A 24,245-nucleotide genomic window follows, 5' to 3' on the forward strand; every position below is an offset into this window, starting at 1 on the left:
CGGAACGGCCGCACAACCTGCATGAAATCGGCAAACGTCATGTCATTGCCTTCTGGAAAGCCCACCGCGACCTGGCGCCGAAAACCGCCCATGCCTATTGGCTGGCGTTGTGTGTGATCTGGGAATGGACCGATAAACCGGGTCAGCCGCCCAAGCCGATTGCAGATGCCACAGATGACTAAAACGGCTATCGACAACGTCAGACGAAATCGGCTTGCGTCGGTTTTTACTTTGCTTCCACCGGCTTAAAAATGCTAATTTTGTCTTTTTAGCCACTCTCGTTACTTGGTAGTGCCGACTCGGCAAGCTCATTTAAATAAATTAAGGATATATGCAGACGCCAACGCCTAATCACTTACCACGTTACCAACTGAGTCAATGGGCCAAGTGGTTTGCCAACGATCGCCGCTTTCACGCCTTTGCTCTCGATCAAGAAACGCTGGTGTTGACGGACAAATTTCAAAAGAAACATAAACATCACGTACTGAGTATTCAGCCAGCAATTGGCATCGAATCCGGTTGGTTTTGGGACACGTTGTTGATTTCTCAGATAGATGGCCAGACCTTACGTTTTGGCGGTGTCGAGAAAAAGCAGTCGGCATTGTTACAAGTATCGATGAAGCGCCACGTCCACCAACGCATCCAACGTTTCTATCAAGAGTTTTCTCCGGCCCTGATAGGAGCAGCTCAAGAAGCCAGATTGATATTTTCCGGCCAACGTTATATTCGCCGTGCTCTGGCGAATCATTGGGTTAAACGCCATGTTGCGTTAGCGACGGGCCTCAAGCGTCCTGATTGTTTACAGTATTTGCCGAGCGAGCTGCATCAAGACTATCGACATGTCCGTCCGCTAATAGACAACACGGATGAGCAGATCACCCGTTTCAATCAAGCGTTTATTGATCAACAAGCCCAACTGTTCAGGGATTTTTTTGATCAGGTCGAAACCAATCCGCTGACCGAAGCGCAACGCAAGGCCTGCATCATCGACGAGCAGCACAACCTAGTGCTGGCCGGCGCGGGGACCGGTAAGACCAGTACCATGATCGGCCGCGCCGGTTATTTGATCAAAGCCGGTCTGGCAAACCCCGAACAGATTCTGATGCTGGCCTATGCCCGCAAAGCGGCGGAAGAGATGGGCGAGCGCATCCGGTCGAAATTAGGGATTCAAAATCTGACCGTGAAAACCTTTCATAGCCTGGGTTTAGACATCATCAGCCAGGTTGAGGGTGTCAGGCCGGCCATCGACAAAATGGCGGAAGATGAAACCCAGCGGGCTGCGTTTGTCGATAGCCAAATTCAAAGCCTGCTGGAAGATGAACGCTATCGCTCGCGCTTGCTGACCTATTTCCTACGCTTTGCCCATCCCTATAAAAGCCAATTCAATTTCAAGAGTTTAGGCGCTTACAATGCGTACATCCTGGAAAACGATATTCGTACGCTGCAAGGCGAGCTGGTTAAAAGCTACGAGGAATGCGAGATCGCCAATTTCTTGTATCGACAAGGCATAGCCTATCAATACGAGGCCAATTATCAGGTCAACACCTCCGGCCCGGACTACCGCGTCTACCAACCGGACTTCTTTCTGCCGACTTACGGCATCTATATCGAACACTTTGCTGTAAACGAACACAACCAAACGCCGCCGTTTATCGATCAAGAACGCTACCTGGCCGGCATGGAATGGAAACGGGCGCTACACGCAAAATATCAAACCCCGCTGATCGAAACCTACAGCTACCTGAAACAACAAGGGCGACTGACCGAGGTACTCAGCGAAAAGTTACAAGCGGCCGGCGTTCAGTTCAATGCCTTGCCGCAAAACGAGTTACTGACCCAACTGAATGAGTTAGGCCGGGTATCGGAATTCAGCAAACTGATGGCGCAAATCCTCAGCCTGTTCAAAGCCGCTTACCTCAGCATCAAACAACTGGTGGAAAAGGCGGAGAAGCATGAAGACCAGGAACGCATGCGTGCTGCGGCGCATTTATTCGAACCGATCTACCAAGCCTACCAGCAACGGCTCCGCGACAACGCCACCCTCGATTTTGACGACATGATTGGCCGCGCCATTGAATACGTTGAATCCGGGCGTTTTTCATCGCCATATCGATATTTACTGGTGGACGAGTTTCAGGATATTTCCGCCAGCCGGGCACGCTTGTTAAAAGCGTTGATGGCGCAGCAAGCCGAAGCCAGCTTATTCGGCGTTGGCGACGACTGGCAATCCATCTACCGCTTTACCGGCAGCGATGTCGCATTGACCAAAGATTTTCAAGCCCACTTTGGCAATACGGCGACCAGCGTGCTGGATCAAACCTTTCGCTTCAATAACAAAATCGGTGAAGTGGCGTCACGTTTCGTCACCCAAAATCCCAGCCAGATCGACAAACAGATTCGTAGCCTGCGGCTGGTCGACCGTCCCGCCGTATCCCTCATCAAAACCGATCAGGATTTAGTGGGTATTCATGCGGCACTCGACGTCATCGCCGGCAGGGCCAAGCCATCCGCCAGTGTATTGATGCTTGCGCGCTTTAACTTCAAACGGCCCGATGTCGCCGCCTTGAAGCGCCGCTATCTGCAATTGTCACTGCAATTCATGACGGTGCATGCCTCCAAAGGCAAAGAAGCCGATTACGTGATCGTGTTTGGCTTGGAGAAGGGCGAACACGGCTTTCCGTCGGAAAAAGCCACTCATCCCTTACTGGAATTATTGCTGCCTCAAGCCGAAGCCTTCGCGCATGCCGAAGAGCGCCGCCTGTTCTACGTGGCACTGACACGGGCGCGGCATCATGTGTATTTAGTCACCAACGGTCTGAACCCGTCGCCATTCATCAGAGAGTTAGTCGACGGTGACTATGCCGTCACCATCGACGAATTTACCGGGCCCGGCTTTCAGGAGAGGCTAGCCGACATCCCCTGTCCCGCCTGCAAAACCGGCTGGATGGTACCCAGAGATAGCCAGTACGGCAGTTTCTTTGGCTGCAATCAATACCCACTGTGCAATCACACCGAGCGGGCTTGTCAATGGTGCGGCGGAGGCTTGAAAATCCAAGGCCGCTTTCGCGTTTGTGAAAATCGCCGTTGCGACTTTGTCGAACCGATCTGCCCGTGTTGCCAGGGCGCCATGGTATTGCGCAAAGGACCGCATGGCCAATTCTGGGGCTGCTCGCATTACCGTAAAAACGCAGCGTTTTCCTGCTCTCATACCGAGAAATTTATCGATTTGCAGGCCGCCAAGGTTAAATCACCGGTCAACGCCGCCTGATAGCGCCAACTGAGAATAATCTGACTACCTTGGCCCAAAGGCATTTATTATCCCTCTTCGTCTTCTAATGTTAGTAGCAAATCTATTTGAGCTTTGAGCCTCGCCTTGTCGGCATTATAGAAAGGAGTTGGAATAAGCAGCCAAGCTCGACGCCCGCCTGGAAGACGAACTGGAATTCGGTCTAAATCAGCATCCTCTTGACTGATTTTGTTGGGCAAAGGTAATGATGAAATGGCAGGAACTACATTTTCAGCAACGGGCTGAGCTTCTTCTGGTTCTGTAATAGGGTCTTGAAAATCATCGCCGGTATCTCCCTCAAATTCATTATCGGATTCGCTACCGAAATAATTGGCAAAACCAACTGATCCCTTGAATACAGTTAAAGCAGACTCTGCTGCTTGTGGTGCAAAGCCTCGCTGGATCAATTCGTATTTTAGATTTGCATCTGACGGTAACCCTGAGGCGTACTTCTCTAGCAAATCGCTGTAAAGGGCGGGACGGCCGAGAAAACCTAATAGTAAAGATCGTCTTAGATTTGCATCTGGTGCAAATTTGTATGATTCCACTTCTTTGGCTACAGAGAGCATTCCTTCCTTTGGACGATCTAGCAATCCAAAGTACCGAAGAGAAGCCAAAATACTTAGTGCGCTTCCATTGTTGGCACTTTTGTAGCCTAAATGCTGAGCAATGATGTCTGTAGTTGCAGGATGCAATCTTTCACGATCATATATTTTTATCGCTCGCTCAAGAGCTTCATTCAATGGCAGTGATGGGGCGCGCGGGCTTTTTTTTCGTGGTATGCCAGTCATAGCTATCTCATAAACGTTAAAAGAAGACGTTTATGCGCTTAGATTTCTTTGCGCATAACTAATTACATACTTAAGTTTACATCTATTCATTGTTTTTTAAAGTATTTTTTATTCTTTTATTGGAGTTTTTTTATATTTTTTTCGAGTTTGTTGGCGGATATTGTAGTTTAAACTTAGGTTTTCGTCATTCGCGAATAGCAAAATTTCTTGTTGATCTCCAACTGGCGTGTAATGATAGAATTGCTATCCACGATTCGCGAATAGAGAAAACGCATGCTTGCAATACGGCAAAGGCAACCGGTTTTAAAGCCACAGGATCTGCTTGTGGCTTTAAAAATTGCAGTAAATAGCGATAGGATGATGACCTTTATGGAACTAGGTCATGAATTATCGATGTCAACATCAGAAGTGCATGCGGCTACTCGAAGGGCTGAAATGTCCCACCTAATAATTCGGGAATTTGGTCAGTTGCGGGCCATACGCTTATCGCTGCAAGAATTTATTTTACATGGAGTGAAATACGTATTCCCCGGAGTGCAGGGTACCGTTACACGAGGAATGCTAACAGGCATTGCGGCTCCTCCATTAAACAAATTTTTTCCACAGAATGAAATATTGGGGGCTGTATGGCCTGATCCTCAAGGCGAGGAGCGAGGCCTTAGCATTCAGCCTCTTTACCCATCTGTACCGGCGGCTGCAAGGGCTGATTCCCGCCTTTATGAAATTCTTGTAATCGTTGACGCGTTAAGAGCTGGAGCAGCTCGAGACCGGGAAATTGCTACATCAGAACTAATGAGTCGCCTAGGATGATCAATGACGATCCAAATCTCGGCACACTGGAATTAGCAGCCCACGCTTTAAAACCGCTATTGGACGAATTAGTGCTTGTCGGAGGATGTGCCGTAGGCATACTAATTACAGACCGAGCGCGGCCACCTGTAAGATATACGATAGATGTTGATCTGCTGGCGGAGGTTACTCCACTCTCAAATTACTACAAATTAGGTGAAAAGCTTAGAAAGTTAGGTTTTGAAGAGAAAGGCGACATCATTTGTCGCTGGACCAAAGGAGAGCTAATTATTGATGTCATGCCTACGGACGAAAATGTACTCGGTTTTACTAACTCATGGTACAGGCTGGCCGCAGAGAAGCCTTTAAAAACTATGCTACCAAGTGGCATAACTATCCAACACATCTCAGCCCCATTATTGATGGCAACAAAAATTGAGTCCTTCTATGGGCGTGGTGCGGGTGACTATCTTCATCACGATATAGAAGACATTGTTAATCTCGTAGATGGTCGTCCCGAAATAATTGATGAACTACGCGAGTCGCCTAAACATCTGCGTGACTTCGTTGAGCAGGAATTTGACGATTTATTAGCAGATACAAACTTCATTGATTGCATTCAAATGCATCTAGGCCCTAGTGAATTTGATCAGTCGAGGGTATCGATAGTGATTGAGCGTATGCGCCTAATGGCAGGACTATAGAGGAGCTAACTCGCTAAACCTAAACCGACGTATCGACCAATATCATGCAGACGGTTCGGTTTGGTCGCGTTCTCGGGGAATATCGGCCAGCTCCGGCATGGTTCCGCCCAAGGCGGCCCAGCGTTTGGCGGCCTGAATCCGGACGAAGGCTTTCATTGCTTCCCGGAAGATTTCGGTTTTATCCATGTCCGGATCGGCCATTTCCAGGGCTATTTCGTACAACGCATCGTCTATGGTTACAGTGGTTCGCATAACGTTTACTCGGCATCAATTTTGATGATGTACTGAATCAAAAAATGTGCTCACGAGATCACTCCGCACTTTCCTCATATTCCTCAATCACCTTATCCGACAAATGCGCAAGATGTTTCAACTCACCAATCTCAATGACATTGTCGTAAGACAGATAGGTGCACATTTCCGCCAGCGCGCGGCCTTCCAGTAACGAGAAGACCGGGCGCTGAATTTCCTGCAGGACTTTTTCGCGTTTTTCGGCGGGCGCGACGATATGCAATTTGATGTTGATGTTGGGCTGCAAGGCGACCAAGTCAGCCATTCGCAAAAGACCGGAATAAACCGAGGTGGTGTGTTCCACTTCAAATGCCCGGACAATGGAGCGGTTGCGCAGCCAAATGACATCGATTTGCTCGATGGTTTTCATCGTGGTGGCGTCATAGCCTAGCGGTAGCTCGTCTAACAGTTCGCCCTGTTGTGCATGCCAGACTTTCAATACCCGCCCACGGTCTGCTCTCGGCAGCCAAATGGTACAACCCATTAATGTGCCAATCTTGGCGAGTAGTCCTTGGATTTGCATGGACTCCCGTACCTATCCCGCATCATCTACGATTTCTGTCTCGTCGTCGGGAACAGTGGGTACCGTGACGCTCACTTTCTTATCCGTTCTTTTGACCGTATGCTGTCCTTTCCAAAGCGCCTGAATGGCTGGCGAATAGAAGAATCGGGTTAGCGTTCTAGCTGAGCCCTGCAGACCTTGCGCTCTCACACCTTCGAGAATAAGGGCATTGGTCGCGGTAATCCGTGTACCAATCGACGCCGTATCCCAATCAAACGGCACCGGCAGATTCAAAAACTCGATGATGGCCCGGCGGTCATTGAGTGAAATCATCGACAGGTTGTTGATCGGGTCATAGGCTGCCAAAAATGCGCCCACCGTGTTGCCGCTCGGTCCGGTCAGGTTATTGCGCTGACCGGCGTTCATCGTATACAGCTCATCGATGAGTTGCGCTTTGCGATCCCGTTCCGCTTCGGTGAGTATTCGGTAAACCAGTGCGCCGAGTTTTTGATTGGCGTGAAATTCGTTAAACATTCGCCGCCAAGCGCCTTGCGGCACCATCGCCTTAGCCACCGCTTCGCTGTTCTTGGTGTTGCCTTTACCGTTCCGATCCAGGATACGCACAATGCCGTCGCAGTCAGAATCCGATATGGGCGCAGGGTCAGCCGACAAAATACGCTCATTCCAGAATTGCTTGAACTGTTGGCTTAAGGCTAGCCAAGTGTTATCCATGGCCTGAGTGTCGTACTCGGTCAGGAAGGCTTGGTACAGTTCTGAAAAATTGTGCTGATTACTCATTGAGATGTGTTTCTTAGATAATTTTCGGAGGATCGATATAAAAATTCGTTTCCATCAAACAACATGGAGCGGCAGAATCTATCAATAGGTAACGACATCAACCCAAACTTGTCAACAAGCCATCCCCAGCGGATAATCAGGCTTACTTTTCGACTTACTCAAAGGAGTATGCCAGTGTCTACCGCCACGATTACCCTATCCAGCAAGGGCCAGGTTGTCATCCCCAAGGAAATTCGCGACGAACTGCATTGGGAAGCCGGCACGGAACTAACCCTGGTTTCCAATGCGTCCGGCGTTACGCTGAAAGCGGTGCCCAAGAAAACCGGCCGTAATTTGGCAGACTTGATCGGCATGCTAAAGCACGACGGGCCGGCGCTTTCCACTGAAGTCTTATGTCAGCCGGTAGATCTCAACGAAGAAGACAGTTCGGCCTCGTCATGATCGCTTTTGATACTAATCTGCTGGTGCGGGTGCTGGTGGACGATCATCCCGAACAGGTGGCCGTGGTTCGGCAGTTGATCGCCAGCGACAGCATTTTTATCTCGCGCACCGTTCTGCTGGAAACCGAATGGGTTCTGCGCGCCCGCTATAAAAAATCCCGCGACCAACTCGGCGCTTTTTTTACCGCGTTATTGGAAGTCGACAACACCGTGGTAGAGGATGCCGATGCCGTCAGCCATGCTTTGGAATGGTACGCCCAAGGTGCCGATTTCGCTGATGCCTTGCATCTGGCAGTTTGCGGTAAAGCCGTGATGCATACCTTCGACCGCGATTTTTGCAAATCCGCGCGCGAAGCCGGTACTACGCCGGAAGTACGGGTTTTACCGGTTTAAGACGATCAAAACCACCCGAAGATAATCCCATTTCAACCAAGCGGCTAAACACCACTCGTTAGCCCTATAAGGACATCACCAAACCAACATGGCCCAATTAGAAAACATCGAAGCCATCGAAAAACGCCTGTGGAAAGCCGCAGACACACTGCGCAGCAACTCGGAACTAGCCAGCAACGAATACTTCCTGCCCGTGATGGGCCTGATTTTTCTGCGTCATGCCTATAGCCGTTACTTGGCGATTAAAGATGATATTGTCGCCAAGCTGCCCAGCCGTGGCGGTAAAACCCGCGAACTGACCAAGGAAGATTTCTCGCAAAAAAGCGCGATTTTCCTCAAGCCGGAAGCGCAGTTTGATTACCTGGTGGCGCTGACCGATGCCGATGACCGTGCCGAAAAAATCATTCAGGCCATGGAGGCCATCGAAGCCGATTACCGCAACCTGCGCGACCAATTGCCCAAGCAGGAATACCGCACCATTCCGAATGAGGTGTTGGGTCAACTGCTGCGTGGACTTAATCCGGACGAACTCAAAAAAGCCACCGGCGACATCTTTGGCCGCATCTACGAGTACTTTTTAACCGCCTTTGCCGACCAAGGCGCGCACGACGGCGGCGAGTTCTTTACCCCGGTGTCCTTGGTACAACTGATCGTCAACGTCATCGAACCCGATCACGGCAAGATTTTCGACCCGGTCTGCGGTTCCGGCGGCATGTTTGTGCAAAGCGCGCATTTCATGGAGCAGCACCAACAAGACCCGACCCAACTGACTTTTTACGGCCACGAGAAAAACCGCGTCACCACCCGTTTGGCCAAGATGAATCTGGCGGTGCACGGTTTGGAAGGCAATATCATCGGCGGCGAACCGGCTATAACCTATTACAACGATCAGCACGATGGCCTGTTCGGTAGCGCCGATTTCGTGATGGCCAATCCGCCGTTCAACGTTGACGAGGTCGATGCCGAAAAGGTCAAAAACGACCCGCGCCAGAATTGACGGTAACACCAGTAATACCGGTAACACTTCAAAATAGCGAATACCGACAAAACAACGTTAACAAGCTCAACGCCCAAGACCAAGCCAGACTTATGGCCTATCTGAACGCCATTGGTGAAACCGATTCATCGGTCATCGACGAGTTTCTCAGCGAATGCGCTGTAAGCCCCGACATCCTGCATTACGCCTTGCAACTGGCCGAAGATACCCTGCGAATTCACCACGGCGATACGCGAGGATTCGTGCGCTGTGCCAGTTGTCGATTCCTGCAAGTGTCAGAACAACGATGCAGTGAATTTGGCTGGCGTATTGTGGTGGATAAATGGCGGCGATGTAGGAATTTTGAGCAACGTTAAGTTCAATAACAAATAAGGCTCGTCATTGATCCAGTGATACTGTTTGAACAATGGCGTCGAATTCCGCCAAGAATTCCGGCTGCCTTTGCTGCAGAAACCGTTTTATTGCTGGATTTTCAAGTAATTTGGCTAAGTAGCCCTTAGCCAGTACCAAATTGAGGACATCTTGTCCGTATGTCTGCTCAACCATTTTGTATCGTTCTTGAAGATTGCTCATTTCTCGCTCCATTTTGGCTATTTGCTCCGCAGTTAGACCGCTCAGCTTTTTGGGCTTTTTGCCTTCGACCAGCATCGACGAAGGGGTGGCGACCAATAGTGCTTCAGCATAATTTATGGTGATGGTATTGGCTGATATCATGAGTTCGACGCATTCGAGTTGGCGGGTTGGTTTCATTTTTCGCAATACTCGTGACAGATCCGTTGGAAATTGGTGATCTTTCAACAGTTCTGCTGCCTCGGGGCATATGCCTTCTAATAATGCCGCTTTGCGTTCAATGGTGCGGGGATCGACGCTCAGCGCCTTGGCCAACCGTTCTGGGGTGACGCCGCGTTCGATGGCGCGGCGAATCATGTGATGTTCCTGTATAGTCGACAATCGATTATTGCGGCTGTTATACGTGTAACTCTCGTCATCAGTAGCAACCAGGCATGGAACCTCGATATATCCCAATTCCTGCAAAGCGATCAGTCGGATGTGGCCATCCAGTAAAATGAGCTGATCGGTTTTAGCATCGGCAGGCCCGACCGATAGTGGCTCAATCAGTCCAATTTCCTGTATCGATGTGCGTATCTGCAAATATTTTCGCGAGGTGGTAACGCCAGTAGGTGTTCTCCGCGAGGGCAGGATCTTATCTACGGGCACTGAAATCGGTTCGAGACAGAATCCCAGAGGTATATTGGTCATATCGTGCGGCCTCCCGACAAGACACGTTCAGCGAGATATTTCGGCAGAGAGTCTAAGCCCTCTGCGCGCAGAAGAGTCGAGAAATTCTCATCGGCAAATAATTCTCGGAGGGCACTGACGACAAACAACAAGCGTTGTTGAGTCAACTGGGCCTTTTTAACGACCAGTTTTTGGCGGTCGACTTCCTTTTGGTAGACTCTGACCAGACTTGCGGTCGTGACATCTTGCGCTTTTCGGGGTGTACCTTTGGCAACCGATGGTCCTAACGTTTGTCGGCGTTCGATAACTCGTCGCGCCTGTATCAATTGTTTTCCCCGTAGCTTTCCAGTCTCGTAGGCTTCCTGTAGGGCGGCCTGGATGGCTTGATCATCATCACCCGCGCCGACAATGGATAAGGCTGCATTCAATGGGATTTTGCCTTTTCCCACGGCAACCAACAAACGTTCTTCGCCTTTCATCAGCAAGGTGAGTATGCCGTGGACATACTCGACGCAGAGTCCGGTTTTTTGGGCTATGACTTTTTTGTCGTATCCCTGTTCGTGAAGCTGCTGAATACCTGCCAATAACTTTAACGGTCGATAATGGCGGCGAGCGATATTTTCGGTCAAACTCATGATGAATGCATTTTCGTCGCTGACTTCAATAACCAGGGCAGGAATTGTTGCTTCACCCAAAGCATGAAATGCCTTCATTCGGCCTTCACCGCACACCAAAAGATAGCGGTCAGTGCCGTCTGTTGCGGGTCGCGGCGTCACTGTGATTGGCTTCTTGAGCCCGATTGTTTGGATATTGGTGACGATCTCTTCGAAAACACGCTTGTTTCTTTCTCTTGGATTAAGGACATCAATCAAGTTAATTGGGATCATTTGCATTTGGCCAGTCTTGATTGTTTCGGTCATGCTGCTCTCCTCAAACGTGTGTGTTCCGCCATCCCGTACAGATAATCCAAACTGTCGAAACGGTAGCTTTCGAATTCGATTGGGTTGTGTTCGGCGAGACGGATGCGGGGTTGGTCGAAATCCAGTCGCGGTAATAGGTAGTAATCGAGCGCGGCGTGATTTGTCTCATCAAGGCGAACCGCCACGGTGATGTCTGGGGCCAAACTGGTATCAAACCGGACCTTCCAATGATGACGACCACTCTCGGTACTCTGGCAGCGCGCCAATACTATGGAAACACTGAATTCATTATTGACTTGCAGCAGATCCGTGCCAGCGTCGCGTTTGACGGTGCCGCCTAATGCCATGATCTGGCGTTCGGTTTCATTGACGGTTTCTGGGTGAAAACGACGGAGGAATTGGTTGATCTCCAGATATCGATAATCCCGATCGGGCGTGAAACCGACCATTTGGTAGGCTCGCACTAGGCTACCGAAACGATGCGCGTAAACGGACGTGGATGGCATGCCTTCGGATTCGTTGATGATCAATCCCGACAGAAGGCCTCTGCGCTGGTAAAGGGCTCGCAGACGCTCGATTAATTCCTTGTCGGTATATCGGTGAACTCTGGCTCGAATGATTCCTTGCGCGGTGTAAAACAGTTCAGGCGGTACGATAGGTTCGAATGCGCCTTCTTTTTTGATCCACATATCAGAAGGATTAACCACTCTTAGCTTTTTGAGCTTGAAGGAAATGCGGTTATAGACATTGTTACCAATGTATTTTTCATTGGTCAGGATCTCTTGCGCCGTTGCGCGGGTCCACTGCCGGTCCAGATCGGTACGTAATCCCATGCCGTTCAAGCGTTCGGCAATTTCGGACTCGACCAGTCCATCCTCGATGAACCAGTGATACATCAAATTGACGGTGCGGATTTCCGCCTCGGGACCAGGCATGAGGATGACACGGTCAGTTTGCAGGCTTTTATGTTCGCCTCTGGCCAGTTCGGCTTTAATGGAACCGTTTTGATCGAGTAATACCCGGCGGAGGCCATATCCAGCAGGGCCACCTTGACGAAAACCGAGTTCAATTAGTCGAGACTGCCCGGCGAAAACCTTAGCCGACAATTCTCGGCTGTATTCACCCGCCATAGCCCGTTTGACACCTTTGACAATGGTGGAAACAGGAGAACCGTCGTTTTCAAACTGCTCGGCACAGTAAGTAACTTGAATACCAGCTTTCCGGCACCGATATTCATAGTAAGCGCTCTCATCAGCATCCTGGAATCGTCCCCAGCGGCTAACGTCATAAACTAAAATCATTGAAAAGTCGGCAGAGCCACTTTCAACATCTTTCAACAGCTGTTGTAATGAAGCTCGGCCATCGATGCGCAAACCACTTTTACCGGCATCGGTGTAGGTTCGGACGATCTCAATATCATGACGAGCGGCGTATTCGCGGATTTTGTCAGACTGGTTTTCAGTGGAATATTGCTGATGCTCTGTCGACATTCGCACATATTCCTGCGCGTAATTTGACGAACGTTTCTGGCTGTTCTTCGTTGGATTCAATTTGATTTATCAAACCTGATGATCCCCGATCGCATGAAAATTAGGCTCTCGCTAAGCCACTTGTGGACAGGAGCTATCTTCTAAGCAGGGACAGCCAAATCCAGGGTTTACCAAGAGCGAACTGACAATACGGTATAAGAATCAGATTGGTTTGCCGATCAAGTCATCTATTTGCAACACTGGCTTATGGCCGACATTCGCAAGCATGTACCGTGATTTCTACGGTCCAGACGTCCATCTTTGCAATATTGGTTTCTGTCACCAAACTTAGTCTGTAAATCCCTGATGGCAGCAGTTTTTCTGGAGTTGACCCGTCCATATTTGCAATTCGATTATTCTTGGATTTGGCGTTGCGTGTCCGTTGCAAAGTTCGATTACGATCAACATACTTTGGATGAGATTCACGGTATTGACGCCAATAATCGGGATTGCGCTCTATCCACGATTGTTGAGCCCGTTGTTGGTTCTCTTGATAATCAGGGTCTGTTTGCAGTTTGTTGCGGTGCCATTGTCGTTTACGATGCTGTTGGCATGAAGGCGCCGAGCAATAGGTTTGCAGTGGAACTTGTGGACGTGGTTGAAAAGACTGGCCGCAAGCTAGGCATTGTTTAATAGCCATTGAAGGCTCCCTACACAAAAATGCGTATTGAGCCGAATCAAATGAGTTAAAAGGCTGAAATAAGGCTAAGGCTGGTTTGCTGATGTCGTAGCTGTGATTTTGTTACGGCATGATGCTAATAACTTTGCGAGCTTTGCCTCAGATCATGCGCGGAGTCGACAAATGGCTGATAATGGTTCTGTATCAAATAACGCCCACTGAAATGGAATCAGTGATGGTTATTAGAATCAAAAGTAGGGTAGGGAGTAGGGTAGAAAAAATTAAGGCCTTGATAAATTGTTATTTATCAAGGCCTTAACTGTATATAATGGCGGAGAGCTAGGGATTCGAACCCCAGGAAGGGATAAACCTTCAACGGTTTTCAAGACCGCCGCTTTCGACCGCTCAGCCAGCTCTCCAAGAGCCGCGCATTATGCCAGAATATTTTTTTAAATCCAGCGTTTTTTCTTGCTACCATAAAATTTTATTGCTTGCCTTGAGTGAACGGTTTGAGTATCCCGCTGAGGTTGTTGGTAATTGGCCGTTCGGCGCGGATGTTGGCGCAACTGGCGGTGGATGCCGGTTTTCAGGTGGTTGCCATCGATTGTTATGCCGACCTGGACACCTGCCGGCTGGCGACGGAAACGGTCAGGGTTGCCGACTTGGCCGTGGCCGATATTGCCGAGGCTGTAGAGGCTCTGACGCAAAAGCACGGCTTGACGCACGCGGTCTACGGCAGCGGTTTTGAGGCTCATGTCGACAGCTTGCGGTATTTGGAAAGCCGCTTGATCGTGCTCGGTAACCCACCCACGCTGTTCATGCGCTTTCAGGATAAGCCGGCATTTTTCCGCCACCTGCAACAGTTAGCCATTCCCTATCCCGACACGGTTTTTTCGCCGCCGGCCGCTGATCAGGCTTGGTTAGTCAAGCCGATGCGGGGCGAGGGCGGTTTTGCCATAAGCCGCCATTGTTTGGAGCAGACGGTTGACGCGGGTCGGTTTTATTGGCAACGCTACCTGAATGGTCAAGCGATGTCAGTTTTATTTGTCGCGGACCACGGCAAAATCAAGTTGTTCGGTTTCAATCGGCAATGGATCGCCGAAGGCCATGAACAACCGTTTACCTTTGCCGGGATCGCCAATCATGCTCATGTTTCGTCGCAAAACCGCGCTCTACTGGTCGAATGGCTGGACGGGTTGGGTAAGGTTTATCCGCTGCGGGGCTTGGGTAGCCTGGATTTTATTGTCAAGGACGGGCAGTGTTATATGCTGGAATTGAACGCCCGCATTCCGGCCAGCGCCCAACTTTACGGCAAGTCGGTTTTTACGGCGCATTGTCTGGCCTGTTTGGGGAGAACCGTTGAAATCGGTTCGTCGGAGCCGGCCGGATTTCACACCGTATTTGCCCGAAATGACTTGTTAATTTCGTCTGGAGTCAGCTGGCCCGAATGGGTGGTGGACAGGCCCGCGGATGGCGCTTTTGTTGGCAAGGGGCGGCCCGTATGCAGTATCATTGCCGGCGGAAACGATGCCCAACAGGTAGAGGATAGGCTTCGGCGTCGGCAACTTATCATCGAAAATTTTTTATATACAGGTCACTTAACTCATGCAATACCAAGCTAGCGTCAATAAACTCACCCAGCCCCTGGTGGCTCACCTGCTCGATAACGCCGACAAGCTGAGACTGTGTGTCGAGAAACTGGAAAACGGTTGCACGATTATCGATGCCGGCATCAAGGTTCCCGGCGGTCTGGAAGCCGGCCGCATCATTACCGAAATCTGCATGGGCGGCATGGGTACGGCGACCTTGTCGCAAAGTTGCTACACCAATCACTGGCCGTTGACGATTAACGTGCATGCGACTAATCCAGTATTGTCCTGCCTGGGCAGCCAATATGCCGGCTGGAGCCTGTCGCACGGCAAATATTATGCGCTGGGTTCCGGTCCGGCCCGCGCCATGGCCACCAAGGTCAAGGACGGCGCGGTCGAACCGGTCGAGGAGCTGTATAAAGAGCTGGAGTACCGCGACAGTTGCGACAAAACCGTGCTGGTGATCGAGAACGACGCCGTGCCGCCACTTGAAATCGTCGAAAAAGTGGCCGCCGCCTGTGGTGTGTCGCCGGCCGATCTGACCATTATCGTTACGCCGACCAGCAGTTTGGCCGGCGGTGTGCAGGTGGTGGGCCGGGTACTGGAAGTGGCGATGCACAAGGCGCATGCCTTGCATTTTCCGTTGGAAAATATTATCGACGGCACGGGTTCCGCGCCGGTTTGCCCGCCTCATCCCAATTTCGTCAAAGCCATGGGGCGCACCAACGATGCAATTCTGTTTGCCGGCCAGGTGCATTTGTTTGTCAAAGGCAGCGACGAGGCGGCTGAAAAATTGGCCAAAGAATTGCCCAGCTCGACCTCGAAGGATTACGGCAAACCGTTTGCCGATATTTTTAAAGCCTATGAATACGACTTCTTTAAGGTCGATGCCATGCTGTTCAGCCCGGCCGTGGTAATTGTGACAGCGGTAGAGTCCGGCAAAAGCTTCCGGGCCGGCAAATTGGATAATGCGCTGCTGGATCAGTCCTTCGGTCTTTAAGCTTTAATTTGTGTTGCAAGCCGGGCTTTTTGAGTCCGGCTTTTTTGTGTGCATCTGAAAATCGTGACCAATCCATTACCTCGAATAGCCATCTTTACCGATGATCCCGGCTGGCACGGCAAACAGCTTTGCCGCGCGTTTGCGGCACGCTCATGCCGCGCGGACTACGTTTCCCTCACTGCCTGCCGGCTGCAGGTCGGCGACGAATTGCCCGTTGTCATTCCCGGTTTCGAACAAGAACTGCCCGATGCGGTGTTTGTACGCGGCGTGCCGGGCGGTTCGCTGGAAGAGGTGGTGTTTTATCTGGACGTGCTGCACGCCCTGAAAATGTTGGGGGTGCCGGTTTACAACGATGGTCGCGCCATCGAGCGTAGCGTCGACAAAGCCATGACCAGTTTTTTGTTGCAACGGGCCGGCATATCCACGCCCAAAACCTGGGTGCTGCGCGAGCGCGAACAAGCCTTGGCCGTGGTTGAACGTGAATTGGCGCTGGGACATTACGTCATCAGCAAACCCTTGTTCGGCTCGCAAGGCGAAGGTATCCGGCGGCTGGAAAAATCCACCGATCTGCTTTGGCTAACCGGTAGTCACGGTATTTATTACCTGCAGCGCTTTATCGAATGCGACGGCGATGGTTATTCGGATAAGCGCATTTTCGTGATTAACGGCAAGGCGGTGTCCGGCATGCGCCGGCGCGGCACTTCCTGGTTAAACAACGTGGCCCGCGGGGCTTCCTGCGAGGCTATCGAGCTGACTGAAGAAGTTGCCGAGCTGGCGGTGAGGGCGGTCGCCGCGTTGCGGATGGATTATGCCGGCGTGGATATCATCCGGGAGCGGGACGGCCGGCCGACGGTGATCGAAGTCAACAGCGTGCCGGCCTGGAAGGGCTTGCAAGGTGCTTGCGGCGTCGATATTGCGGGCTTGTTGGTCGACGATCTGCTGCAGCGGCATATGTATAGCATAAAGGCCGTAGCGTGATAGCTCGCCAGGCATTGGCAGAGGCCTACCTGCTGGCCTGCGAGACGGAATTACAGGCTTTCAAGCCCGGTAATGTCAGTGTGTATAGCGACGGCCACGATATGACGGTGGCGGATTTCAGGCTCAGCGCCGAAGTCAGCGCGGTGCCGATTACCGATCCGGCCTATAGTCTGGGCGAAAAAATCTATTACGCCGTCCAATCCACGCGAGAGGCGGTCGCTTGCAACACCAATCTGGGCATTATCCTGCTGTGCGCGCCCTTGCTGCAGGCTGCGCAATCCTCGAAGCGGCCGGCCGATTTACGGCAAGCGTTGGCTGCCGTTTTAAACAGCACTACCGAACAGGATGCGGATTGGGTATTTCGGGCCATTGCGTTGGCGTCGCCTGGCGGTTTGGGTGAATCCGAACGGCACGACGTGCGGGGGCGGGCCACGGTAACGCTGTCGCGGGCCATGGAGTTGGCGGCGGATAGGGATAGAATTGCTCTGCAGTATACAAGTTGCTTTAAAGATATTTTTGATTTTACAGTTTTAGCGTATAATCGTGCTTTCGTTTTGTCTGGCGATAGCGGCTGGGCTGCATTGACGGTTTTCGCCGAAATGCTAGCTCGTTATCCGGATAGCCATATTGAGCGAAAGTATGGAAAGCAGTATTCAGAGTGGATTGCGGCGGAGATGGCCTTGTTATGCAAGGCCATGGAAACCGCGAATAAGCCGGACGAGGTGTTGCCGATGCTGTATCGCATCGACGAGTCCTTCAAGGCTAATAAAATCAATCCGGGTACAACCGCTGACATCACTGTCGCAACAGTACTGGTGGTGCTACTGGAACAGCTTTTTAGACAAACTGATGTCTAAAAAGTGTTTAAGGGAATTGCCCAGAAGCGTCTATAAAACGGACTAAACGTGTCTTTTACTTGGTTCAATCTTATCTTTAGGGGATAAATTTAAAATGGCTAAAATTACAAACATGCGCGTTGGCGAATCCTTGGTTGGCGAAGGCAATGAAATTGCTCACATCGACTTGATCGTCGGCCCACGTGGTTCAGCTGCTGAAACAGCGTTTGCAAACGCTTTGACTAACAACAAAGACGGTTTCTCTACTCTGTTGGCTGTAGTAGCACCTAACCTGATGGTTAAACCAGCTACCATTCTGTTCAACAAAGTTACCATCAAAGGTTCAAAACAAGCTGTTCAAATGTTTGGACCAGCGCAACGCGGCGTTGCCATGGCTGTTGCTGATTGCGTTGAAGACGGCACCATCCCTGCTGACGAAGCTGATGATTTGTTCGTTTCCGTTGGTGTTTTCATCCACTGGTTGGCTGAAGACGACGCTAAAATCGAATCTTTCAACTATGCTGCAACCAAAGAAGCTCTGAAACGCGCTGTTGCGGGTTCACCAACTGCTGCTGAAGTTGTTGCCGGCAAAAAAGAAGCTAAACACCCATTCGCGGTTAACAACGAAGCATAAGTTGTAGCTGTACCGGCTGTTGAAATACCCCGGCTTGCCGGGGTATTTTTTTGCCTAAAGGTTTTCGATTTGCCCGCGGCTTATGCTGCCCGCGTGCAGGGCCGTGGCTAGCAGCGCGGCGTACAAGCCGTGTCCTTTCAGTTCTTTCAGATCATCGATATCGCGTATGCCGCCGGCGGCAATAAAATGTTTGGACGGATGCAGGCGCTGCAATTCGGTCAGTTTTTTCAAGTCAGGCCCCTCGCCGCTGCCCACGCGGCTCAAACTCATCACGATTACTTGGTCGGGCCAGAACTGGCTTTGCTCGAACCACTCAGGCAGGCCGATCGCTTGCTGATTTTTATAATCCAATGACAGCACGAACGGCAAATCGCCGCGCCGGGGACGCGATAGTTGCGATTCGGTGCCTATGACGTATTTCAGAGTCGGACTGTCCGTTCTTATCTGAGATAATTGACTGCCGTTATCTATCCAGAATTCGATGCGGGGATAACGGGTAAACAGCGTATCGATTAACGGTCGATGGTGGCCGGTTCCGGTGATGGCATTCAAGTCGGCGATATAAAACGTTTTGAACGGATATAAAGTCAAAAATCCCGCCATCACCGCATCGAATTCGCTGCTGGCCGTTAAAATGGAACTCTGATGTATCGGCTGATAGCCAGCCCTTTCGCCGCGCTTGGCATGTACGACCAAACCGTCTTTTAAATCGATTACCGGGATAATTTGCATAAGGTGGAAAATTTTTGAAAATTCTTGTGTTTGAGTACGTCAGCGGCGGTGGTTTGGCGGGACAGGATCTACCCGCTTCCCTGCTGGCCGAAGGCCGCATGATGTTACAGGCTTTGCTGGACGATCTGAAGTCCTTGCCGAATTTACATCTGTTGTTACCGTTGGATGAACGCTGTGCGGATTTTTCCTTGCCGGCCAATACCCAGGTCGTTCCGATCAAGCGCTCGGATGATATCCGCCAACGGCTGTCCGACTTGATAGAGCGGGCTGGCTTTGTCTGGTTGATTGCGCCCGAGAGCGGTGGCCTGTTGGCGGGGCTGGCGCGGATGGTTGTGCAACAACGAAAAATTTTATTGCTGTCGCCGCCCGACACCCTGGCCATTTGCGCGGACAAGCTAGCCACCTACCGCTGTTTGTCGGCTAATGGTATCCCGGCAGTCGAGACGCTGGGTTTGGCGGGCTTGAATGAGCCGCCTTATCCCGTCTGCGTGATCAAGCCGATTGACGGGGTTGGTTGTGAAGGCAGCCTGATCGTGGAAAATCCCGCCGAATATTCGGCCGCCGTCGAAAACCTGCCTACACCGGAAAAACTGTTGATTCAACCCATGCAAGCCGGGCAGGCCATAAGTCTGTCCTGTTTGTTCAAGCGGGGCAGGGGCTGGCTGTTGTGCCGCAATCGCCAGCAACTCGCGGTCACGCAACGAAGCTTCAATCTGCGGGCTTGTCTGGTCAACGCCGATCATCCGGGCCTAGACCAGTATCAAGACCTGGTCGATCGAGTCGCCAGGGCCTTGCCCGGCTTATGGGGCTATATCGGTATCGATATCATCGAAACGCCGGATCGAGGGCCGCTGATTCTGGAAATCAATCCGCGCTTGACCACTTCTTATGTCGGCATCCGCCGGGCAATCGGCATCAACGTGGTGGAACAGGTGTTTCGCTTGCTGGATGGCGATCCCTTTTTATGTTTTTCCAACAACCAGGAAGTACGGGTTGATATTCAATAATATCCGATTATGCAAAAAAATATCATAGGCTGGGACATAGGCGGCGCGCACGTCAAGGCGGCGCTGGTTAATCAATGCGGCGAGGTGATAAGGGTAATTCAACAACCCTGTCCGCTCTGGAAAGGTTTGGCCTATCTGCGGCGGACCGTCGCGGCGATTTTAGCGGCGTTGCCGGAGCATGGCGATAGCCATGCAGTGACCATGACCGGCGAATTGGCGGATTGTTTTTCCGACCGTGAACATGGGGTGCGGTCTATTATCCAGACCATGAAGGACAGCCTGCCCGCCAACCGGCTATTGCTTTACGCCGGCTCCAAAGGCTTCGTCGAAGCCGATAAGGTGGAAACACGGCATTACGCGTGCATAGCCTCCGCCAACTGGATAGCCACCGCCGAGCTGGCGGCGCAACGAATAGAGCGGGGCCTGCTGGTGGACATCGGCAGCACCACCACCGATATTCTGCTGCTTGAGCAACATGCCTTGCGGGCGCTGGGTTACAGCGATTATCAACGCTTGGTGACGGGCGAGTTGGTGTATACCGGCATTGTGCGCACGGCGGTAATGGCGGTTACCCAACAGGCCGAATTTAACGGCCAATCGATGGGTTTGATGGGCGAATATTTTGCCAACATGGCGGACGTCTATCGGCTGACCGGCGACTTGAACGAAGCCCACGATCAATGCGATACCGCCGACGGCGCCGAAAAGACGCCCGTGGCCAGCGCCCGCCGCTTGTCGCGCATGACCGGTTACGACTTTGCCGAAAGCGACTGGCCGCTGTGGTTGACATTTGCCCGGGGCTTGAAAGACCGGCAAAAAGATCATATTCGGCGGGCCTGTCTGCGGCAGATGCAAAGAAGCGCGGCTGGCGGGCGCTTGACGGTGATCGGCGCCGGTGTCGGCCGGTTTTTGGCCAGGGAAATCGCCGACCAGCTTGAACTGCCGTTCAAGGATTTTAACCAATTGCTGGAGTCCGGCGCGCTTGACGGATCGGTGGATGCCGCCGATTGCGCTCCGGCGGTTGCGGTAGCTTATCTTGCCCGCGCGGTTGGTTAATGTCGGCGGCTGGTATAAAATCCGTCCATTGCCTTGCATTCATTCGGCTTGGCCGGATCGTCATCACCACATCACTTAATGCCTTTAGTTAAAGCTACCAAACTAGCCTTGCCGTATGTCGAGGACAGCTCCTTGTTATTTGCCGCCTGCGCCGACCAGCCGTGGGCGGTTTATCTGGATAGCGCTTTCCCGCTCAGCAGGCAAGGCCGCTTCGATATCATGGCCTACGATCCGGTCTGTACCCTGCAAACCTACGGCGACTCGACCCGTATTAACCAGCGCGGCGCGCAAACCGTCAGTCGGGAAGATCCCTTTGCCTTGCTGAAAACCCGTCTGGGCCCGGCGTTGCCGGCCATGGACGATTTGCCGTTCAACGGCGGCGCAATCGGCTATTTTGCCTATGACTTGGCCCGGCGCATCGAAAATTTGCCGGTTTCCGCCCAGGCCGCCGAACAATTGCCGGATATGGCTATTGGCATTTACCGCTGGGCGGTAGTGGTGGACCACCAAAAACGGCAAAGTTGGCTGGTCGGTTACGATCTGGCCGAAGACCTGATAGAGCGGGTGTCGGCGCAATTCAGCAAGATGCCGGAACATTTTCCGTTGAACGACTTCAAGGTTTTGCGGGCGCCCCGGTCCAACATGAGTCGACACGACTACGGGCGGGCCTTTGCCAGGATCAAGCATTATCTGAAGGAAGGCGACTGCTATCAGGTCAATTTGACCCAACGCTTTGTCAGTCCCTGTCGCGGCAACCCCTGGTTTGCCTATCAAACGCTGCGCAGAATCAACGCCGCGCCGTTCAGCGCCTATTTGAACCTGCCCGATGCCCGGGTGCTGAGCTCTTCGCCGGAAAGGTTTTTACAAGTCATCAATGGACGGGTAGAAACCAAGCCGATCAAGGGCACTTTGCCGCGCAAGGCCTTGGCGTGCGAAGACCAAAAACAGATTGCCGCCCTGGCCGCCAGCGACAAGGATAGGGCGGAAAACGTCATGATAGTGGATCTGCTCAGGAACGACCTCGGCAAAACTTGCCGGAAGGGAACGGTACGGGTACCGGAGTTGTTCGCGGTGGAGAGCTATGCCACCGTGCACCATTTGGTCAGTACCGTCACCGGCGAACTGGCCGAAAATCAGCACGCCTTGGATTTGCTGCGCAGTTGCTTCCCCGGCGGTTCGATTACCGGCGCGCCGAAAATTCGCGCAATGGAAATCATCGAGGAACTGGAGCCGCATCGGCGCGGTGTCTATTGCGGCGCAATCGGTTATATCGGTTTCGACGGCAATATGGATACCAATATCGCCATTCGTACATTGGTGCATAACCAGGACAGCATGCGTTTTTGGGTGGGCGGCGGCATCGTCAACGATTCGCTGGAAGACGCCGAGTATCAAGAATGTTTCGACAAGGCCGCCGCCCTGCTGCAATTACTGCAACAATTTCAGCAATGATCACGGTGGTCAAGCTGGGAGGCAGTTTGTTGTCCGCGAAGGTATTGCCCGACTGTCTGGCCGGATTGGCCGCTTATCCGGGTAAGGTGTTGATCGTGCCGGGCGGCGGTGTGTTTGCCGATCAGGTAAGGGCGGCGCAAAAACAGTGGGGATTTAACGACGTCGTCGCGCACCGCATGGCCATTTTGGCCATGCGGCAAATGGCTTGGTTGTTTCACGGCCTGCACCCCGACTTTGGTGTGTTCGAAACAGTCGCAGCGGCCGGCAATAGCGGCAAAACGGCGATTTGGTCGCCTTGCCCGCGCGAATTGGAGCAAGCCGGGGTGGCCGCCGGCTGGCATGTCACTTCGGACAGTCTGTCGGCTTGGCTGGCCGGCAGGGTAGGGGCCGACGAATTGCTGCTGGTGAAGTCATGTCCGATCCGGCCCGGCGATTCGTTGGCGCGGCTGCAACAACAGGGCATTATCGACAGCGGTTTTGCCCACTTTGCCGAGCATGCCGGATTTAACATTCGCATCATCAATAAGGACAATTTGCTGGCTTCGCATGATCAGATTCATTAAAGCACTCTTGAACAAACCCCTACGTAACGCGTATTACCAAAGCCGGGAGTCCCTGCTGGGCCACCACAAGCGCGACATCGTGGTGGCCCAGGTCGATCAGGCCTGCGAAAGTCTGAAGGATAGCCGGGATCAATTCGTCGATGCGCTGGAAAAATTCAAAACCATCGCCCGATATGACGACAGCCCACTGGAACTGCGTTATCAACAATTGAAAAAACGCTACGATATCTGCCGAGGCAAGGCCGATCAGGTCGGGCAGCGGATTCAGGCCATAGAGGAAGTCAGCGCGGCGCTATTCGCCGAATGGGAAGCCGAGTTGGAGCTATACAGCAATCGGGCTTTGCGGGCCCGCAGCCAGCAGCAGTTGAAAAAATCGCGGCAACAATACGGCCGGCTGGTCAAGAGCCTGCAAATGGCCGAAGCGCGCATGCAGCCGGTGTTGGCGGCGTTTCAGGATCAGGTCTTGTTTTTAAAGCATAATCTGAATGCCCACGCCATTGCGGCACTGCGGCACGAGTTCATCGAGATGGGCCTGGATATTTCCAAATTGATAGAGGTAATGGAAAAAACCATCGCCGAGGCCAGTCAGTTCGTGTCCGTTCTGGTGGAACAAAAACAATTGCCGGCCCCGGTTTTGCGGCGTTGAGTTACATGGCCTGCATTTTGTAATCGACCCGGTGCGGGTTGGTTTTATCGCGCGCATCCGGGGTTTTCTTGCGGTTCTGATCGATACGTTCTTGCGTGTATTGGGTGATCATTTGATCCCAGTTGTTGTATTGCGCATATTCCTTGTTGCCGCTGGCCTTGCGCTTCTCAAAGAGTTCCTTGCCCTTGGCGATCAGTTGCTCGGGCGTTTTGCCGTCGATTTCATTCAGAAAATCCTTGTTGTTTCTGATTTCATCGCGCAGGGTCCAGAAGGACACCTCAAACTCGATGCGTTGGTCCAACGGCAATTTTTCCTTGATGGCGTTGATCGACCGATTGACGGTCTTCAGGCTGCTGCCGTTGATTTGATGGCTTTTATTGCAAGCTACCGCAAACGCGCAGAGCAAGAAAACCAGAATGGTTGTCGCTTTTTTCATGATGAAAGCCCCCCTGTG

At 51.9% G+C, this 24,245-nt stretch carries 28 protein-coding genes and 1 tRNA gene; 19 read left to right on the forward strand and 10 right to left on the reverse strand.

Annotated elements, in window-relative coordinates:
- Positions 1 to 182, forward strand: a 182-nt coding sequence (locus NP590_RS16300; protein ID WP_256603692.1) for a hypothetical protein, incomplete at its 5' end; no start/stop codon positions are given.
- A gap of 149 nt (positions 183 to 331) precedes the next feature.
- Positions 332 to 3,268, forward strand: a complete 2,937-nt coding sequence (locus NP590_RS16305) for a UvrD-helicase domain-containing protein (RefSeq protein WP_256603693.1) — start codon at positions 332 to 334, stop codon at positions 3,266 to 3,268.
- 47 nt (positions 3,269 to 3,315) lie between these two features.
- Here NP590_RS16305 and NP590_RS16310 read toward each other — a convergent pair whose 3' ends face one another.
- The gene (locus tag NP590_RS16310; RefSeq protein WP_256603694.1) at positions 3,316 to 4,077 is read right to left on the reverse strand and encodes a hypothetical protein; all 762 of its coding nucleotides are present in this window, start codon (positions 4,075 to 4,077) and stop codon (positions 3,316 to 3,318) included.
- 273 nt (positions 4,078 to 4,350) lie between these two features.
- Between NP590_RS16310 and NP590_RS16315 the strand changes: the two genes are divergently transcribed.
- Positions 4,351 to 4,887: a hypothetical protein gene (locus NP590_RS16315; RefSeq protein ID WP_256603695.1), complete on the forward strand. Its 537-nt coding sequence runs from the start codon at positions 4,351 to 4,353 to the stop codon at positions 4,885 to 4,887.
- Positions 4,884 to 5,570 carry a hypothetical protein gene (locus tag NP590_RS16320; protein ID WP_256603696.1) on the forward strand — a complete coding sequence of 229 codons (687 nt, stop codon included), beginning with the start codon at positions 4,884 to 4,886 and terminating at the stop codon, positions 5,568 to 5,570. The genes NP590_RS16315 and NP590_RS16320 overlap by 4 nt, the downstream gene beginning before the upstream one ends.
- Before the next feature lie 42 nt (positions 5,571 to 5,612).
- Here NP590_RS16320 and NP590_RS16325 read toward each other — a convergent pair whose 3' ends face one another.
- From NP590_RS16325 to NP590_RS16335, 3 genes are read right to left on the reverse strand one after another with little or no spacing between them, the layout of a single operon-like run.
- Positions 5,613 to 5,822, reverse strand: a complete 210-nt coding sequence (locus NP590_RS16325) for a type II toxin-antitoxin system VapB family antitoxin (RefSeq protein ID WP_256603697.1) — start codon at positions 5,820 to 5,822, stop codon at positions 5,613 to 5,615.
- A gap of 58 nt (positions 5,823 to 5,880) precedes the next feature.
- Positions 5,881 to 6,384, reverse strand: coding sequence for a type II restriction enzyme NmeDI-related protein (locus NP590_RS16330; RefSeq protein WP_504222749.1), 504 nt, complete (start codon positions 6,382 to 6,384; stop codon positions 5,881 to 5,883).
- Between the two features lie 12 nt (positions 6,385 to 6,396).
- Positions 6,397 to 7,161, reverse strand: coding sequence for a hypothetical protein (locus tag NP590_RS16335; RefSeq protein ID WP_256603699.1), 765 nt, complete (start codon positions 7,159 to 7,161; stop codon positions 6,397 to 6,399).
- Between the two features lie 174 nt (positions 7,162 to 7,335).
- On the opposite strand from NP590_RS16335, the gene NP590_RS16340 reads away from it, so the two are divergent.
- The 4 genes from NP590_RS16340 (at position 7,336) to NP590_RS16355 (ending at position 9,347) form a co-directional block, all read left to right on the forward strand.
- Entirely contained in the window at positions 7,336 to 7,602 is a 267-nt protein-coding gene (locus tag NP590_RS16340) for an AbrB/MazE/SpoVT family DNA-binding domain-containing protein (RefSeq protein WP_256603700.1), read from the forward strand.
- Positions 7,599 to 7,994 carry a type II toxin-antitoxin system VapC family toxin gene (locus tag NP590_RS16345; RefSeq protein WP_256603701.1) on the forward strand — a complete coding sequence of 132 codons (396 nt, stop codon included), beginning with the start codon at positions 7,599 to 7,601 and terminating at the stop codon, positions 7,992 to 7,994. The genes NP590_RS16340 and NP590_RS16345 overlap by 4 nt, the downstream gene beginning before the upstream one ends.
- An 88-nt stretch (positions 7,995 to 8,082) precedes the next feature.
- Positions 8,083 to 8,991, forward strand: coding sequence for a class I SAM-dependent DNA methyltransferase (locus tag NP590_RS16350; RefSeq protein WP_256603702.1), 909 nt, complete (start codon positions 8,083 to 8,085; stop codon positions 8,989 to 8,991).
- Between the two features lie 92 nt (positions 8,992 to 9,083).
- Complete coding sequence (locus NP590_RS16355) at positions 9,084 to 9,347, forward strand: hypothetical protein (protein WP_256603703.1); 264 nt, start codon at positions 9,084 to 9,086, stop codon at positions 9,345 to 9,347.
- A gap of 22 nt (positions 9,348 to 9,369) precedes the next feature.
- Here the strand turns inward: NP590_RS16355 and NP590_RS16360 are convergent, their stop codons facing one another.
- From NP590_RS16360 to NP590_RS16370, 3 genes are read right to left on the reverse strand one after another with little or no spacing between them, the layout of a single operon-like run.
- Positions 9,370 to 10,251 carry a plasmid partitioning protein RepB C-terminal domain-containing protein gene (locus NP590_RS16360; protein ID WP_256603704.1) on the reverse strand — a complete coding sequence of 294 codons (882 nt, stop codon included), beginning with the start codon at positions 10,249 to 10,251 and terminating at the stop codon, positions 9,370 to 9,372.
- Complete coding sequence (locus NP590_RS16365) at positions 10,248 to 11,150, reverse strand: plasmid partitioning protein RepB C-terminal domain-containing protein (protein WP_256603705.1); 903 nt, start codon at positions 11,148 to 11,150, stop codon at positions 10,248 to 10,250. The genes NP590_RS16360 and NP590_RS16365 overlap by 4 nt, the downstream gene beginning before the upstream one ends.
- A complete protein-coding gene (locus NP590_RS16370) occupies positions 11,147 to 12,640 on the reverse strand; it encodes a recombinase family protein (RefSeq protein ID WP_256603706.1) in 1,494 nt (497 codons plus the stop codon). The genes NP590_RS16365 and NP590_RS16370 overlap by 4 nt, the downstream gene beginning before the upstream one ends.
- A gap of 345 nt (positions 12,641 to 12,985) precedes the next feature.
- Between NP590_RS16370 and NP590_RS16375 the strand changes: the two genes are divergently transcribed.
- Positions 12,986 to 13,312, forward strand: coding sequence for a hypothetical protein (locus NP590_RS16375; RefSeq protein ID WP_256603707.1), 327 nt, complete (start codon positions 12,986 to 12,988; stop codon positions 13,310 to 13,312).
- A 315-nt stretch (positions 13,313 to 13,627) separates the two neighbouring features.
- Here the strand turns inward: NP590_RS16375 and NP590_RS16380 are convergent.
- Positions 13,628 to 13,717 (reverse strand) — tRNA-Ser (locus NP590_RS16380).
- A gap of 90 nt (positions 13,718 to 13,807) precedes the next feature.
- Between NP590_RS16380 and NP590_RS16385 the strand changes: the two genes are divergently transcribed.
- The 5 genes from NP590_RS16385 to fae all read left to right on the forward strand — a co-directional run bounded on the left by NP590_RS16385 (position 13,808) and on the right by fae (position 18,335).
- On the forward strand, positions 13,808 to 14,920 hold the full coding sequence (locus tag NP590_RS16385) for an ATP-grasp domain-containing protein (protein WP_256603708.1): 1,113 nt from the start codon (positions 13,808 to 13,810) through the stop codon (positions 14,918 to 14,920).
- Positions 14,904 to 15,887, forward strand: a complete 984-nt coding sequence (mch, locus tag NP590_RS16390; RefSeq protein ID WP_256603709.1) for a methenyltetrahydromethanopterin cyclohydrolase — start codon at positions 14,904 to 14,906, stop codon at positions 15,885 to 15,887. Before NP590_RS16385 ends, mch begins: the two co-directional genes overlap by 17 nt.
- Before the next feature lie 48 nt (positions 15,888 to 15,935).
- Positions 15,936 to 16,865 (forward strand): ATP-grasp domain-containing protein, encoded by a 930-nt coding sequence (locus tag NP590_RS16395; protein WP_256603710.1) that lies wholly within the window; start codon positions 15,936 to 15,938, stop codon positions 16,863 to 16,865.
- Positions 16,862 to 17,722, forward strand: a complete 861-nt coding sequence (locus tag NP590_RS16400) for a triphosphoribosyl-dephospho-CoA synthase (protein WP_256603711.1) — start codon at positions 16,862 to 16,864, stop codon at positions 17,720 to 17,722. Before NP590_RS16395 ends, NP590_RS16400 begins: the two co-directional genes overlap by 4 nt.
- A gap of 94 nt (positions 17,723 to 17,816) precedes the next feature.
- Entirely contained in the window at positions 17,817 to 18,335 is a 519-nt protein-coding gene (gene fae / locus NP590_RS16405; protein ID WP_256603712.1) for a formaldehyde-activating enzyme, read from the forward strand.
- A 54-nt stretch (positions 18,336 to 18,389) separates the two neighbouring features.
- Here fae and NP590_RS16410 read toward each other — a convergent pair whose 3' ends face one another.
- Positions 18,390 to 19,067, reverse strand: coding sequence for a HisA/HisF-related TIM barrel protein (locus NP590_RS16410; RefSeq protein WP_256603713.1), 678 nt, complete (start codon positions 19,065 to 19,067; stop codon positions 18,390 to 18,392).
- 14 nt (positions 19,068 to 19,081) lie between these two features.
- Here NP590_RS16410 and NP590_RS16415 point away from each other — a divergent pair, with 14 nt between their 5' ends.
- The 5 genes from NP590_RS16415 to NP590_RS16435 all read left to right on the forward strand — a co-directional run bounded on the left by NP590_RS16415 (position 19,082) and on the right by NP590_RS16435 (position 23,791).
- Positions 19,082 to 20,074, forward strand: a complete 993-nt coding sequence (locus NP590_RS16415; RefSeq protein WP_256603714.1) for an ATP-grasp domain-containing protein — start codon at positions 19,082 to 19,084, stop codon at positions 20,072 to 20,074.
- 9 nt (positions 20,075 to 20,083) lie between these two features.
- Positions 20,084 to 21,130, forward strand: coding sequence for a hydantoinase/oxoprolinase family protein (locus tag NP590_RS16420; RefSeq protein ID WP_256603715.1), 1,047 nt, complete (start codon positions 20,084 to 20,086; stop codon positions 21,128 to 21,130).
- A 78-nt stretch (positions 21,131 to 21,208) separates the two neighbouring features.
- Positions 21,209 to 22,582 (forward strand): aminodeoxychorismate synthase component I, encoded by a 1,374-nt coding sequence (gene pabB / locus NP590_RS16425; RefSeq protein ID WP_256603716.1) that lies wholly within the window; start codon positions 21,209 to 21,211, stop codon positions 22,580 to 22,582.
- Positions 22,579 to 23,145, forward strand: a complete 567-nt coding sequence (locus NP590_RS16430) for an amino acid kinase family protein (RefSeq protein ID WP_256603717.1) — start codon at positions 22,579 to 22,581, stop codon at positions 23,143 to 23,145. The genes pabB and NP590_RS16430 overlap by 4 nt, the downstream gene beginning before the upstream one ends.
- Positions 23,129 to 23,791 carry a DUF2959 domain-containing protein gene (locus NP590_RS16435; RefSeq protein ID WP_256603718.1) on the forward strand — a complete coding sequence of 221 codons (663 nt, stop codon included), beginning with the start codon at positions 23,129 to 23,131 and terminating at the stop codon, positions 23,789 to 23,791. Before NP590_RS16430 ends, NP590_RS16435 begins: the two co-directional genes overlap by 17 nt.
- Position 23,792: 1 nt before the next feature.
- On the opposite strand, the gene NP590_RS16440 is transcribed toward NP590_RS16435, so the two are convergent.
- Positions 23,793 to 24,227, reverse strand: a complete 435-nt coding sequence (locus NP590_RS16440) for a hypothetical protein (RefSeq protein ID WP_256603719.1) — start codon at positions 24,225 to 24,227, stop codon at positions 23,793 to 23,795.
- Between the last annotated feature and the right edge of the window lie 18 nt (positions 24,228 to 24,245).

Origin of the sequence: Methylomonas subterranea, assembly GCF_024505185.1 — a bacterium.
Lineage (GTDB): Bacteria > Pseudomonadota > Gammaproteobacteria > Methylococcales > Methylomonadaceae > Methylomonas > Methylomonas subterranea.